Source organism: Methylomonas sp. DH-1, from assembly GCF_046097555.1.
GTDB classification, from domain to species: Bacteria; Pseudomonadota; Gammaproteobacteria; order Methylococcales; family Methylomonadaceae; genus Methylomonas; species Methylomonas koyamae.
This window is the reverse complement of sequence record NZ_CP143089.1, coordinates 1,818,030-1,831,689: the sequence shown is the minus strand read 5'-3', so window position 1 is coordinate 1,831,689 and position 13,660 is coordinate 1,818,030. Positions and strand designations below refer to the sequence as shown.

At 57.1% G+C, this 13,660-nt stretch carries 12 protein-coding genes; 7 read left to right on the top strand and 5 right to left on the bottom strand.

The features are described 5' to 3' along the window. Window positions 1-4: 4 nt before the first annotated feature. The 3 genes from VXJ35_RS08695 to VXJ35_RS08685 form a co-directional block, all read right to left on the bottom strand. The gene (locus VXJ35_RS08695; RefSeq protein WP_064021289.1) at window positions 5-1,186 is read right to left on the bottom strand and encodes a malate--CoA ligase subunit beta; all 1,182 of its coding nucleotides are present in this window, start codon (window positions 1,184-1,186) and stop codon (window positions 5-7) included. Window positions 1,187-1,219: 33 nt separating this feature from the next. Next, on the bottom strand, window positions 1,220-2,329 hold the full coding sequence (locus VXJ35_RS08690) for a ParA family protein (protein ID WP_197496012.1): 1,110 nt from the start codon (window positions 2,327-2,329) through the stop codon (window positions 1,220-1,222). Window positions 2,330-2,396: 67 nt separating this feature from the next. Continuing rightward, on the bottom strand, window positions 2,397-3,350 hold the full coding sequence (locus VXJ35_RS08685; RefSeq protein ID WP_064021287.1) for a CoA ester lyase: 954 nt from the start codon (window positions 3,348-3,350) through the stop codon (window positions 2,397-2,399). A 378-nt stretch (window positions 3,351-3,728) separates the two neighbouring features. Here VXJ35_RS08685 and VXJ35_RS08680 point away from each other — a divergent pair, with 378 nt between their 5' ends. From VXJ35_RS08680 to VXJ35_RS08670, 3 genes are all read left to right on the top strand, one after another. After that, window positions 3,729-4,040 (top strand): hypothetical protein, encoded by a 312-nt coding sequence (locus VXJ35_RS08680; protein WP_064021286.1) that lies wholly within the window; start codon window positions 3,729-3,731, stop codon window positions 4,038-4,040. A 161-nt stretch (window positions 4,041-4,201) separates the two neighbouring features. Beyond that, window positions 4,202-6,589: a SulP family inorganic anion transporter gene (locus VXJ35_RS08675; RefSeq protein WP_082880855.1), complete on the top strand. Its 2,388-nt coding sequence runs from the start codon at window positions 4,202-4,204 to the stop codon at window positions 6,587-6,589. A 132-nt stretch (window positions 6,590-6,721) separates the two neighbouring features. Continuing rightward, window positions 6,722-7,399, top strand: a complete 678-nt coding sequence (locus VXJ35_RS08670) for a response regulator (protein ID WP_064021285.1) — start codon at window positions 6,722-6,724, stop codon at window positions 7,397-7,399. Here the strand turns inward: VXJ35_RS08670 and VXJ35_RS08665 are convergent. Continuing rightward, window positions 7,366-8,790 (bottom strand): sensor histidine kinase, encoded by a 1,425-nt coding sequence (locus VXJ35_RS08665; protein ID WP_064021284.1) that lies wholly within the window; start codon window positions 8,788-8,790, stop codon window positions 7,366-7,368. The genes VXJ35_RS08670 and VXJ35_RS08665 overlap by 34 nt on opposite strands. Then, window positions 8,783-9,379, bottom strand: coding sequence for a response regulator (locus VXJ35_RS08660; protein WP_331711087.1), 597 nt, complete (start codon window positions 9,377-9,379; stop codon window positions 8,783-8,785). Before VXJ35_RS08660 ends, VXJ35_RS08665 begins: the two co-directional genes overlap by 8 nt. 358 nt (window positions 9,380-9,737) lie before the next feature. Between VXJ35_RS08660 and VXJ35_RS08655 the strand changes: the two genes are divergently transcribed. The 4 genes from VXJ35_RS08655 to VXJ35_RS08640 all read left to right on the top strand — a co-directional run bounded on the left by VXJ35_RS08655 (window position 9,738) and on the right by VXJ35_RS08640 (window position 13,641). After that, window positions 9,738-10,904, top strand: a complete 1,167-nt coding sequence (locus VXJ35_RS08655; protein ID WP_064021283.1) for an aminotransferase class V-fold PLP-dependent enzyme — start codon at window positions 9,738-9,740, stop codon at window positions 10,902-10,904. Window positions 10,905-11,186: 282 nt separating this feature from the next. Then, complete coding sequence (locus VXJ35_RS08650; protein ID WP_064021281.1) at window positions 11,187-11,666, top strand: hypothetical protein; 480 nt, start codon at window positions 11,187-11,189, stop codon at window positions 11,664-11,666. Between the two features lie 137 nt (window positions 11,667-11,803). After that, complete coding sequence (locus VXJ35_RS08645; protein WP_064021280.1) at window positions 11,804-12,598, top strand: hypothetical protein; 795 nt, start codon at window positions 11,804-11,806, stop codon at window positions 12,596-12,598. Between the two features lie 71 nt (window positions 12,599-12,669). Next, the gene (locus tag VXJ35_RS08640) at window positions 12,670-13,641 is read left to right on the top strand and encodes a D-glycerate dehydrogenase (protein ID WP_064021279.1); all 972 of its coding nucleotides are present in this window, start codon (window positions 12,670-12,672) and stop codon (window positions 13,639-13,641) included. The last annotated feature ends 19 nt before the right edge of the window (window positions 13,642-13,660 follow it).

Here is a 13,660-nt window from a genome sequence, read left to right as displayed (position 1 = left end):
TTCCTTATCCTCGGGCCGCGACGACTTGATTGCGTGCCGCTACGGCTTTCTCGGCGGCTTCCGCCAGCGTATCGGCGGTGATGATCGGTAAACCGCTGTCTTCGATGATTTTGCGGCCCAACTCGACGTTGGTACCGGACAGGCGCACCACCAGCGGCACTTTCATATCGATGTTTTTCACCGCTTGCACCACGCCTTCGGCGATCCAGTCGCAGCGGTTGATGCCGGCGAAGATATTGACCAACATGGCCTTGACGTTTTTGTCCTGCAATACCATGCGAAAAGCCTTTTCGGTCCGCTCCGCCGAGGCGCCGCCGCCGACATCCAAAAAGTTGGCCGGCTCGCCGCCTGCCAGTTTGATCATGTCCATCGTCGCCATCGCCAGACCGGCACCGTTAATCATGCAACCGATGTCGCCATCCAGGCCGACGTAGCTCAAGCCGCGGTCGGCCGCGGCCATTTCCCGCGGGTCTTCCTGGGTCTTGTCGCGCAGTTCGGAGATTTTTTGGCGGCGGAACAAGGCGTTGTCGTCGAAGCCCATTTTCGCGTCCAGCGCGATGATTTCACCGTGGCCGGTGACAACCAAAGGATTAATCTCGACCATATTGGCGTCCAGGTCGCGCATGGCCCGGTAGCAGCCTTGAATCAATTTAACCGCGTGCGGCACCTGGTCGGCGTCCAGGCCCAAGGCGAAGGCCATTTCCCGCGCCTGGAAATCCTGCAAGCCGACCGCCGGCTCGATATGGATTTTTTTGATCGCGTCCGGATTGGTTTCGGCCAATTCTTCGATTTCCATACCGCCTTGCGCCGAGCCGACCATAACGATTTTTTCGTGGGCACGGTCGATCAACAAGCTGAAATACAATTCCTTCGCAATGTCGGTGCCGGCTTCGACGTACAGGCGCAAACATTGTTTGCCGGCCGGTCCGGTTTGGTGGGTGACCAAGCGCTTGCCCAACAGGGCTTCGGCCGCATCCGCCACTTCTTCGTGGGTTTTGCAAACCTTGATGCCGCCGGCCTTGCCGCGGGCGCCGGAGTGAATCTGGGCCTTGACCACCCAGACGTGGCCGCCGATTTCGCGCGCCCGTTGCACCGCATCCTCCGGGCTATAAGCCAGACCGCCCTCGGCGATTTTCACGCCGTATTCGGACAGCAACTGTTTTGCTTGGTACTCATGAATGTCCACAAAATTTCCTGTTTTTCTCTAATTTGATAATTTTTAAGCTTGTTTTGCCAGTAATTCTATTAGTCCGTCTGCTATCGCATTGTAAGACTTAGAAATACTTTTAAACGACTTTGCGTATTGGTTGCCCTCGTTTTCAATATCGACGGGCACAGAATCTCTATGTGTCCTACATAACGCCTGTGTTAAAGAAACGACTGGAACTCCTGCTTTTTCTGCAATAGATCGCAGTTGAGGCGTAAAATCACAGCATTTTTGAATTACAAAAGGTTCGGAAGACTTAAAAATATCTCTAAAATCATCCTCCGAAATCGACATACCTCTTAGAATTGAATATTGATAAAACTTCTGAACACTATTATTCAAATCAGATATCCATTTTTCGGTAGACCTCGAGTATTCCGTATTGTCTTCATTTTTAAGCTGACCGCTATTGAAGCGCTTCGCCATCTGAACAACTAGACCTAAGAATTTTGGCTGGAAGCTAAGTCCATCAAAGTTTCTGGTTGTTTGATAACTCTTAAGTAATTCAATCCAGTTTTGGAAAATGGAACTTAAATTATCAACCGCTTGTAGCGAAAAAAACGATGGCGAAACTGGCGCTATAAAAAAATCGCTTGAAAGCATTATAAGGGCATTAATAATACTATTGGCACTTGGAGATGTATCTATAAATACAAAGTCATAATTTTTTTTATGCCCTCTTATAGACTTTTCAAATTTCCCAGGTATTTTTCTTGTAAACTCATTATTTTGAGTCACCACCCCATAAAGATTAGCCTCAATCATTGCGAGATTTATATCCCCAGAAATCAGATCTATTACGCCTTCTTTTCCAGTTTCTTCGTTTATCAATTTTTTCTCAAAGAAAGTCTTACCACATTCAGTTTCATTTACCTCTTTACCAATATATTCAGAGAATGAAATATATTTTTGAACGTTTTCTTTCCACTTTGAACTATCATCCATGGAGTATTCGATACTTGTCGACAAACCGTACATAGCTGCTGTCAAATTCATTTGGGAGTCTGCATCAATTAGCAGAACTCTATATCCTCTTTCAGCCAAAATAAATGCCAAGTTATGTACCAATGTCGTTTTACCAACACCACCTTTGTGATTAAAGAACGTAACTATCTTGCCCATTGTATTCTCCATAAAATCAAGCTCGATACATGGTGGTTCTGTTCTATCGCTTTTTAAAACAAAAGGGTTATTTGCTTTTCGCGGCGATCGCTTCGGCCATGCGCACGATGTTATTGGCCATGCGCTCCGAAGCCGCATCGATCAGGCGGCCGTCCAGTGCGGCGGCGCCCTTGCCTTGGGCGGCGGCTTCTTTCAACGCTTCCAGAATGCGTTTGGCTTTTTCGACTTCGGCGGCCGGCGGCGTGAAAACTTCGTTTGCCAGCGCGATCTGCGACGGATGAATCGCCCATTTGCCTTCGCAACCGAGCGCGGCGGCGCGGCGGGCGCCGGCTTTGTAACCTTCAGGATCTTTGATGTCGCCGAACGGGCCGTCGATCGGCCGCAAACCGTAGGCCCGGCAAGCCACCGTCATCCGGCTGATCGCGAAATGCCATTGGTCGCCCGGATAATCCGGATTCAAACCGCCGATGTTGACGGTACGGGCCCGATTGCTGGCCGCGTAATCGGCCACACCGAAGTGCAAGGCTTCCAGCCGGCCGCCGATTGAACCCTGTTTGGCGATATCTTCGACGTTGGCCATGCCCAACGCGGTCTCGATCAAGGCTTCGATGCCGATCCGGTTCTTCAGGCCTTGTTGCATCTCCAATTGGTTCAGCATCGCCTCGACCATATACACATCGCCGTAAACGCCGACTTTAGGCACCAGCAAGGTTTTGATCTTGCTGCCGGCCTGCTCGACCAGATCGACCACATCGCGCACCATGTATTGGGTATCCAGGCCGTTGATCCGCACCGACAGGGTAATGCCGTGGCCTTCCCAATCCAGGTCGTTGATGGCTTGGATCACGTTTTTGCGCGCTTGCAATTTGTCGTCCGGCGCAACCGCGTCTTCCAAATCCAAAAAGATGTAGTCCACACCGCTTTTCAGGGCTTTTTCGAACATATCCGGGTTGGAACCCGGCACTGCCAGTTCGCAACGTTGTACCCGTTGGGCATTGGCTTGGTAGAGGGTGTGGCTCATGAATAGTTTTCCTAAGGTCTGAGAGCGGACCGCTGAATCGGCAGTCGCTTCTTGGCTAAAAATAGCCAGCCATTTTACTTTCGGGGTGAGTAAAGTCAACGCTTACGGGCGTTTACAGCACAATTCCGGCAACCGCGGCAAGCGGTGGCGCGGTTAGCGGCAGGCCAAGCCGACGCGGCTTCCATGCCGGCGCGGGCGACCGGCTCAATGTCGTTAAAGTACGAAAAAATTCGCCGATCCGGCAGAGATTCGCAACCAGCCGCGCCCGGATTGGCGAAATGGAATCCGGACGAAAGGTTGATGTAAGTTTCATGTAAGCCGGGTGAAAGTTGCGGTGGCTAGAATCGATGCCACCCAACAACCCGGTAAGTGGCTGCCATGAAAAAAACCGTATTAGTACCGACCGATTTTTCGGAGCCGTCTCTGCAATTGGTCGAACATGTTATTTCCCATTCCGAAAACCGTCCGCTCGACATCGTTTTAACTTATTGCATGTCGTTACCCGATTCGATCTCCGATTTGTTGTTTTTCTCCAAGATAGAAACCATCCGCGGCCTGCGCAGCCGCGACTACGTCAATGCCTATCGCGCCATGCTGCGCAGGCATGCGGATAAAGAGGTATCGATCAGAACCGATTTGTTTACCGGTTGGAACCAAGCCGCCTTCAATAACTTTTTGGCGGGGAACTAGATCGACGAGGCGGTTATTCCGAAACATTACCGGCTGGCTCTGCACCGGAAGGACAGCTTCGACCCGATTCCGTTTATCCGGAAGAGCAAATTGAAAATCACCGAAGTCGAGATTTTAACCGCCGCTACCGCTTACCCTGCGTGAATCCCTGAGAGCTAACCATGAATTCAATCGAAAAAAACCGTTACCGACCGGCCGCCGCCAGCGACCCGGACCAGCTCGCCCATTCGGCTCCAGAGCGTTCGGCCACTCTGTTGCAACGGCTGAAAAGCTTCAACACCTTCTGGGATGACCGATTCGAAGACCTAACGCGCGAGACCTGGCTAAAAACCACCTATCGCGACCTGAGTGCGGGTTTGGTCGTCGCGCTGACGGCAATTCCAATGGCGATGGGCTTCGCCATGGCCATGGGGCTGCGGCCCGAGCAAGGGATTATTGCCGGTGCATTGGCCTGCATCATCGGCCGAACCTGGGGCGGCTCCAAATATCAGGTCTACGGACCGACCGCAGCCTTCATCCCCATCATCGCCGGACTGATGCAGAAATACGGCGAAGCCAACGGCGGCAGCTTCGTCGAAGCGCACGGCTTCCTGGTACTCGTATCGGCGATAGCCGGCGTGATCTTGATGTTGATGGGTTTATTCGGACTCGGCCGCTACGCCAAGCTGGTACCCAATTCGATCATCGTCGGTTTTACGGTCGGCATCGCCACGGCGATTGCCTTGACCAACCTGGAATCCATCCTGGGGATCGAGAGTTTCAACGAACTGCTGGGAGAGGACGAAGATATCAAAGGCGGCATGCTGCACAACCTGACGCAAGCCTTTTCCAATCTCGACAAAATCAACCTGTGGTCGGTCATGCTGGGCCTGATGACTTTTATCCTGACCAAGGGCTTGCTGCGCATATCCATCTTCATCCCCGCGCCGCTGATCGCAATCGGCATTTCCACAGCGCTGGCCGCTACGGTACTGGCAGACAAGGGCGTGATTTTGGTCCGTGACATTTACGGCTCGATTCCGAATAATTTCTTCGTTTTTACGCCGCCGGCCATGCCCGACATCACCGCCGGCGTCGTCGCCGACATTGCCTACTTCGTCGCCGCTATCGTGTTCGTTTCCGCCGTCGAAAGCCTGTTATGCTCGTCGATGGCCGACCGTCTGGCCGGGAACCGCAAAACGCCGTTCAATCCGGACAAGGAGTTCTGGGGCCAGGGGCTGGTGCAGATTATTACGCCGATGGTAAACGGCTTTCCATGTACCGGCGCTCTGGCCCGCACCGCGACCAGCATTAAGGCGGGCGCGGTCACGCCGCTGGCCGGCTACTTCAAAGGCTTGTTTAAACTGACATTGGCATATTACATTGCCGGTTATTTGGAACTGGTGCCGATGGCCTGTATCGGCGGCATTTTGTTGTGGGTCGCCTCGAACATGATCAAGGTTTCCGAAATCAAAGAGGTGTTCGGCCATAACCGTTTCCACGCCGTCCTGATGGTGTTTACCGCGGTGATGGTGCCAGCCACCGACTTTCTAACCGGGGTTCTGGCCGCGCTGGTAATCTATTTTGCGGCGCGCCGTTTCTGCGACACGCCCGCGGCAGCCCATAAGGCGGCTGAGCCAATCGAACCGGCGGCGAAACTCGCCACCCCCGCAGCGGCAGCGCTGAATTTCGATAACGTCAGCGTCGCATTGGCGCTCAGGGGCGAAGACGCCGGCTTGCTGCGCTACGTCGAGCGCCTTGCCGAGCTTGGTATCGGCAAAACCTTTTACTTTGTCCACGTCGCCAATCCGAAAGACGCGGCCGGCGATCTGCTCGAGCGCATGCGCGAGGCCGTGCAACAGCGCTTGGCCGCAAAATTGCCGAAAGCCCGAGTTCATTACCGATTGCTGCACGGCCCGAACCGGATCGATGCCTTGGTAGGACACTCGCTCGAGGCAAAATCCGACGTCACCCTGCTCGGACACCGTCCCGACCGCAGCGGCCAGCGCTCGCTGGCGCGCCGTTTGGCCATGCTGGGCCAGGGTTCCGTTTGGATGGTGCCCAACGGCAGCAATCCGGAATTCCGCCGCATATTGGTGCCTATCGACTTCTCGGCATCTTCTGCGGCCGGCCTGTCTCAGGCTGCGGCCATCGCCAGGGCTGCCGGCGTCGGCGAATGTTCGGCGATGCACGTGTTCGTTGACGACTCGGTAATTCGTTACGAAGAGCACGACGCGATCAAACGCGGCGAGGAGGAAGCTGAATTTGCCCGGTTCGTGGTTTCCGCCGATACCCGAGGCATCTGCGTCAACCCGATTTACGAAGAAGGTATCGACGCGACGCGCAGCATTCTGGAATGGGCGAAACGGCTCGACGCCAGCTTGATCGCGATCAGCACCCGCGGCCACAGCCGAGCCGCCGCCGTGTTGCTTGGCAGCACGACTACGGAAATCATGGCGAACTCCGCCATACCGGTCCTGGTCGTCAAACACGACAACGACCATGCGCCGATTCGAGACGTTTTACTGGCCAATCGTTATTGGCAACGCCACGACCCGAGAACAAATTGACGGCAGCGGCGCCCGCTCGAAATCGGCAGCCCGGCCTTACCGGCTGCCGAACGCCCACCGGCTGTTTGCGGAAACCGCCGGTGGCCGTGGGGTAGCTGCTGCCGGTTCGTTAATACACTGGGCGTTTAAACCATGAATATCCTACTCGTCGAAGACGACCCCGTATTGGCGGATGGCTTGAGCCATACCTTGAGACAATCCTGCTACGATGTGACCTCGGCGGCCACCGCAACCTATGCCGAAGGCATGTTACTGGCAAAAAATTTCGATCTGATCGTGCTGGATCTGGGCTTACCCGACATGGACGGCCAGAAATTGTTACGGAATTTGCGCACCCGCCAGGTCACCGTTCCGGTTTTGGTTTTGACCGCGCGCGATGCGCTCGACGACCGCATCGAAGCGCTGAAAAAAGGCGCGGACGATTATATGACCAAGCCGTTCGACCTCGCCGAACTGGAAACCCGGATTCATGCCCTGATTCGGCGCAGTTACGGCAATTTCAGCAAGGACATCGTCTGCGGCCGGCTTACCCTCGATACGCTGGAACATAGGGTCCTGGCCGACGGCGAACCGTTGATCCTGTTCGCGCGGGAGTACGGCATTCTGGAATCGCTGATGCTGCAAATCGGCCGTGTGGTCAGTAAGGAGAAGATCGCCCAGCGGCTGGCGACCGGAGACGACGAATTGGGCGACAATGCCATCGAGGTCAATATCCACCGTTTACGCAAACGCATCAAGCCTTACGGCGCGCGCATCCGCACCTTGCGCGGTTTGGGTTATTTGCTCGAAGAGCACTCCGGCGAAGTGTAAGCATTGCCCGCGGCGCCTGCCGGCGGGGCCGGGAACGCCAATTCGATCCGCGTGCCGCGCCAGCCTTCCTCGCCGCGGCCTACGTCGATCCGCGCCCGGTGGAGATCGGCAATTTCCTTTACAATCGCCAAACCCAATCCGCAGCCGGTACCCGGACCGAGCCGGTAAAACCGCTCGAACACCCGACCGATTTCGCCGTCCGGTATACCCGGCCCGTCGTCGGCTACGGTCAGCTTCGGCTGCGGCCGCTCCTGCAACGCGACGGAGACATTGCCGCGCTCGAATCCGTAACGAATGGCGTTATCCAGTAGATTACCCAGTAGCTCGCGCAGCAGGGTAGCGTCGCCGGCGACCAACACCGGATGCCCCGGCCCGTCGAAGGCCAGTTCCATCTGCCGTTGTAAAGCGAAAGGCGCCCATTCCATACAAATCTCGCGCGACAACGCGTGCAAATCCACCGGCTCCAACTCGGAACCGCCCTTGATCGGTTCCGATTTTGCCAGAACCAGCAATTGCGAAGTCAGGTGCGACAAACGGTCCGCGCAGTCGCGAATCTGCGCCAAGGCCGGCACGTAGGCTATCGCCCCGGGTTCGCGCAAAACCCGCTCCGCTTGGATTTTCAAGCCTGCCAGCGGCGTTCTGAGTTGATGCGCGGCATTGGCGATGAAACGGTTCTGCGTCTCGACGGCTTGGTGCAGTTGGCCCAGCAAATCGTTGATGGTATCCGTCAGCGTGCGCACTTCGATGAACGTTTCAATATCCGAAATCGGACTCAGATCGCGCGGCGAACGGCGGGCAACCTGCCCGGCCAGTACCTGTAGCGGCTGCAAGCCGCGGCGGGTTCCGGCCAACAGGTAAAAGCCCGTCAGCCCCACCAGCATCAACTGCGTCACCAAATCGACCAACAAAAAATCGCGCATCATCGTCCGGCGCTTGATTTTGGTTTCGGCGACGCAAACGAAAACCGGTTCCGCCCCGCTCCGCAGTTCAACGCGGATCGATACCACCCTGACCGGCTCCCCATTCAGGATGGCGTCGTAAATGGCCGGCACGGACCAGTCTTCGACCCGCAAAGGCGGATCCGGTACGATCGCATCGCCGGCCAACACAGTGTGGTCGGCCGAAACGATTTTGAAATGAATCTTGTCCTCTTCATCCCATTTGAACATTTCCAACGCCACCGACGGCAATTCCACCGATACCATGTCCTGCCTGACCCGGATTTCCTGAATCAGCGACTTGGCGGAATCGGTCAGCCAACGGTCATACGTTTCATTGACGTAATGCTGCGTCACGTAATACGACATTACCGAATCGGCAACGACGAAAAACAACAGCGGCAGGCTCAAACTCAATATCAGTTGGTGCTTCAGACTCCTGAGCTTATTCATCCGTACCCGCCTCCAACAGGTAGCCCAGGCCGCGCACGGTGCGAATCGCCACGCCGTAGCGACCAATGCGTTTACGTAACCGGTACAGGTAGATGTCGATGGCGTTATCGGTTTGCGTTTCGTCGTCGGCGGAAAGCAGGCGGCCTATGCGCTCCTTGGCGACGACTTTACCCGCTTGCAGCATCAGGATTTCCAACACCCTGTAGTCCCGCGCGGTCAATTCGATCGGCTCGCCGTCGGCGCTGATGCGCCGGAACTGCGCTTCCAATGTCAGACGGCCCACCGCGACGCTGCGGCCGAACGCCCCGTAACAGCGCCGCATCAGGGCATGGATTCTCGCTTCGAGTTCCTGCAGCGCAAACGGCTTAACCATATAGTCGTCTGCGCCCTGCCGGATACCCTCGATCCGGTCTCGCATCCCGTCCCGCGCGGTCAAAATCAATACGGGCAACAGGATACGCCGCTCGCGCAGCCTGCGCAGCCAATCCAGTCCGTCCATATCGGGCAGGCCCAAATCGAGCACGGCCAGCTCGAAACTCCGGTTCTGTAATAATTCTTCCGCGCCGACGCCGGTTGCCGCCCATGTCACGCGATAACCGCTTTGGCTAGCGCATGAACCAGTCCGTCCGCCAAAACGGCATCGTCTTCCACCAAAAGTATCGTCATTTTCGAGCTTCCGTTTTGCGGTTGCGGCGCCCACCGCTGGGTAGGCCGCCGGCTTGTCCGCGGGAGAAATATCGGCCGGCCTTAGCCGGAATATTCAATGGTACGGCCCGGATTTTACTAACAGCCCTGCCGGTGAGGGCAATTTAACTGCATACCGGCCGGAATTGGGACGATAGCGGGGGGACGACGATGCCGAACCCGCCAATCCGACTTGCCGAAAACAGCCTTATATGGCACCATCCCGCGGTTTTCGACGATTCTAAAATTCCAAGGAGAAGCAGATGGCGGGTCGCAATCACCTTTTTGTTCCAGGTCCAACCAATACCCCACACGAAATTCTGAGCGCGATGCACGTGCCGATGGAAGACCACCGCTCGCCGATCTTCCCCAAGCTGCTGGCGCCGATTCTGGAAGACCTGAAAAAAGTGTTCCGCACCGAAACCGGCCAATGCTTCGTGTTCCCGGCCACCGGTACCGCCGGCTGGGAAGTGGCGATGACCAACTGTTTGAATCAAGGCGACAAAGTGTTGATTTACCGCTTCGGCCAATTCGGCCACTTGTGGGCGGAAGCGGCGCGCAAACTGGGCTTCGACGTCGAAATCCACCAAGTCGAATGGGGCAAAGGCATTCCGCTGGACCATTTGGAAGCGCGCCTGAAAGAGGACAAAAACCACGAAATCAAAGCCGTGCTGGCGACGCATAACGAGACCTCGACCGGCGTCACCAGCGACATTCCCGGCGTGCGCAAAGCGCTGGACGCGGCTGGCCACCCTGCCCTGCTGTTCTCCGACGGCGTCAGCGCCATCGGCAGTATCGATTTCCGCCAAGACGAATGGGGCGTGGACGCCAGCATCGCCGGTTCGCAAAAAGGCTTTATGTTGCCGGCCGGTCTGGCGATTTTGGGCTTCAGCCAAAAAGCCTTGGCTGCAATCGACAATAGCAATTTCCCGCGTTCGTTCTTTTCGTTGAAAGACATGGCCGCCTCCAACAAGGACGGCTACACCCCTTACACCCCTTCCACGCCGATGCTGTACGGCTTGCGTAAAGCTTTGGAATTGTTGCTGGAAGAAGGCATGGAGAACGTCTACGCTCGCCACCACCGCTTGGGCGAAGGCGTGCGCCGCGCGGTATCTGCCTGGGGTTTGCAAGCGTGCGCACAAGAAGGCTGGGCTTCCGACACCGTTACCGCCATCGTCGTGCCGGCCGATAAAGACGCCCGTCACGTCATCAGCACCGCTTACAACAAATACAATATTTCGTTGGGCGCCGGCTTGAGCGAAGTGGCCGGTAAAGTATTTCGCATCGGCCACGTCGGCGACATGAACGACGTGTCCTTGCTGGGCGCCATTGCCGGCGTGGAAATGGCGATGCTGGACCACGGCTTCGACATCAAAGCCGGCAGCGGCGTCGCAGCGGCAATCGAATACTACCGCTCTACCGCGAAATAAGCCTCGCTATCGGTCCGGGCGGCGAATTCCGCTTCGCCGCCCGCTCGCAAACCGGCACCATCCCTCTCCGCCACTAGCATTTTCCTGCTCGCAGCGGTGCACAACACACCAAAATCGGTCGGAATCCGCACCAAAATCCGGCAAAAACTCCGGTCCAGCTTGGCCAATCCCCAGCCAAAAATCAATTAAACGATTGTTATTCAATGACTTTTTTACCCCGGCGCCATTTTTGCTGAGAAAAGCCGAGGACCAACTGTTATCTAACAGCCTAGGGAGGATGTCATGAAACACTCAGCACTGTTAATCGCGTTATTGGCTGCCCCGGCCCAAGTCAGCCCGACCGGCCAACCCGTCACCGGCTCCGATCCGGATTCCACAGTTTTTTACTCACCGATTCGCGACCCTTTCCACGCCATAGAAAACGACTCCGCCACCCCAGCTCTGTTTTCGGCAGCTATCGCCCGTTGCCCGGCCGATGCCGTCCGGGTCGAGCAATGCAAGCCGTTAGACTGGCCGACCGTCGATTACCTCGCGCTCAGCAGCGTGGCTTGGCACTTAATTCCCGGCGCCAGTTACCGGCTGGCAACCGGCGACTTTGCCGACGAGGCGCCGCAACGCGGGATCGCTGGCGACGTGTCGGAAACCTACAGGCTATCCGGCCTGCCGCTGGCGGGCGTGGCCTGGTTTTCGCTGGGTTGCCTGCTCGGTTCGTTGGCCTTATTGCGCCGCCGCCAAACCGGTATCGGCAACGCCATCGCCTGACCGGGCTTCGCGCGATTATTTGCGTTGTAGCCCCGAGTTGCCTATAGTCGCAGCCACCGATGATTCCATCGGCGGCTGCGGCCGGCAAACCTGCCGATACGCCGCCGCGACTCACGACAAGGCGAGAGGCCCCGGCCATGGCGAAAACTTTATACCAATTGCTAAACCTTCCTGAATCCGCGACCGCGCAACAAATCCATAGCGCCTTCAAAACTGTCGAACGCCTCTACACCGGCCGCCACGACGACGCTTCGCTGGCAAGTTTGGCCCGGGCCAGAGAGGCTTTCCTGATCCTGTCCGACCAACAGCGGCGCCTGGCTTACGACCGCAAATTGGCCATGGCGCAGGCCGCGGCCGACTCGGCCAATCCTCCGGACCGGCCGCGCCCAATTTTTCAACTAGCACCGCGGCAAGCGGCAGTGGCCGCTGCCTTGGTTACGGGGGCCGGACTCTGGCTATACCGGGATTACCAAAAAACCGAACAATTCGCCGCCACGGCCGAAGCCTTGCTGCGCCAACAAGAATCGCTAGCGCAGCAAAGCCGAATCGAGCGCGAACAAGCCCGAATCGAAGCCGAACGCAGCCTGCGCCAACAACAAATCGAAGACGCCAACCGTCTGGCGGAGCGGCAGTTGGCCAACCAACAACGGGCCCTGGAATTATTGCAAAGCCGGGTGGATGCCGAGTCGCGCTTGGACGAGCAGGATATCGCCGCCGGCCGGCTGGAAATGCAATACCGGAAACCCGAACTGGCGCTGGAACTGCAGCAGCAAAAACAGCAATACGCCGCAGCCCAACGCCAGCGCGCACTACAACAGCACGACGAGAACATCGCCAGTATCAATAGTCTGCGGGCGGCACGGATCAGAGCCTACGACCGCGAACACACCACCGGCGAGATTTCCCGTTCGAACCCGGCTTTAGACCCTTAATCCCGCCCCTGAAACTAACCGCCGGCTGGCTTATACTGGCGGTTCGAATTGCAGCCTTACAGGAAATTTTGATGAGCAAACCCAAAGTGTTGATCAGCCGGCGCTGGCCGGCTGCTGTCGAAGCCAAACTGCAGGAACTGTTCGACACGACGCTAAATAGCGACGACCGCCCGCAGAGCGCCGACGAGTTCCGCGCGGCCCTGCGGAATTACGACGCAGTCTGCCCGAGCGTCTGCGATGCGTTGCCGGCCGAGGTGCTGAACGTCGCCAACAAACGCTGCCGGATTCTGGGAAATTTCGGCGTGGGTTACAACCATATCGACATCGCCGCCGCGCGCGAGCAAGGCTTGGTCGTGACCAACACCCCCGGCGTACTGACCGAAAGCACCGCCGATATTGCCATGACCTTGTTGTTGATGACGGCGCGGCGCGGCGCGGAAGGCGACCGCTTGGTCCGCTCCGGCCAGTGGCGAGGCTGGTGCCCTACCCATATGATGAGCAGCGACGTCACCGGCGCGACGCTGGGATTGATCGGCTTCGGCCGCATCGCCCAGGCCATGGCCCGCAAAGCGCACCACGGCTTCGGCATGAAGATTTTGTATGTCAAACCCAGCCCGGCCGACCCGGAAATCGTCGCCGACCTGCAAGCGGTGCGTTGCGAAACGGTCGAAGAACTATTGCCGCAATGCGATTTCGTGTCGCTGCACTGTCCCGGCGGCGCCGATACCCGCCATCTGATCGACGAACGCCGCTTGAACCTGATGAAACCCAGCGCACATTTGATCAATACCGCCCGCGGCGACGTGGTCGACAGTAAAGCCTTGATCCGGGCGTTGCGGGAAAAACGCATCGCCGGCGCCGGCCTCGACGTTTACGAAGGCGAGCCGCACCTCGATCCCGGCTTTTTGGAATTGGAAAATGCGGCTTTATTGCCGCATTTGGGCAGCGCCACAATCGCCACCCGCACCGCGATGGGCGAAAGGGTGCTGGCCAATTTACAGGCCTTCTTCGCCGGCCAAGCCGTGCCGGACCGGGTAGTGTGACGGCTGCGGCCCGCTTCGC

Excerpts from the sequence above, each read along its gene's own strand:
- VXJ35_RS08640 (WP_064021279.1), top strand. The coding sequence starts at position 12,670 with ATGAGCAAACCCAAAGTGTTGATCAGCCGGCGCTGGCCGGCTGCTGTC.
- VXJ35_RS08690 (WP_197496012.1), bottom strand. The coding sequence starts at position 2,329 with ATGGGCAAGATAGTTACGTTCTTTAATCACAAAGGTGGTGTTGGTAAA.
- VXJ35_RS08665 (WP_064021284.1), bottom strand. The coding sequence starts at position 8,790 with ATGAATAAGCTCAGGAGTCTGAAGCACCAACTGATATTGAGTTTGAGC.
- VXJ35_RS08675 (WP_082880855.1), top strand. The coding sequence starts at position 4,202 with ATGAATTCAATCGAAAAAAACCGTTACCGACCGGCCGCCGCCAGCGAC.
- VXJ35_RS08680 (WP_064021286.1), top strand. The coding sequence starts at position 3,729 with ATGAAAAAAACCGTATTAGTACCGACCGATTTTTCGGAGCCGTCTCTG.
- VXJ35_RS08655 (WP_064021283.1), top strand. The coding sequence starts at position 9,738 with ATGGCGGGTCGCAATCACCTTTTTGTTCCAGGTCCAACCAATACCCCA.
- VXJ35_RS08670 (WP_064021285.1), top strand. The coding sequence starts at position 6,722 with ATGAATATCCTACTCGTCGAAGACGACCCCGTATTGGCGGATGGCTTG.
- VXJ35_RS08650 (WP_064021281.1), top strand. The coding sequence starts at position 11,187 with ATGAAACACTCAGCACTGTTAATCGCGTTATTGGCTGCCCCGGCCCAA.
- VXJ35_RS08645 (WP_064021280.1), top strand. The coding sequence starts at position 11,804 with ATGGCGAAAACTTTATACCAATTGCTAAACCTTCCTGAATCCGCGACC.
- VXJ35_RS08685 (WP_064021287.1), bottom strand. The coding sequence starts at position 3,350 with ATGAGCCACACCCTCTACCAAGCCAATGCCCAACGGGTACAACGTTGC.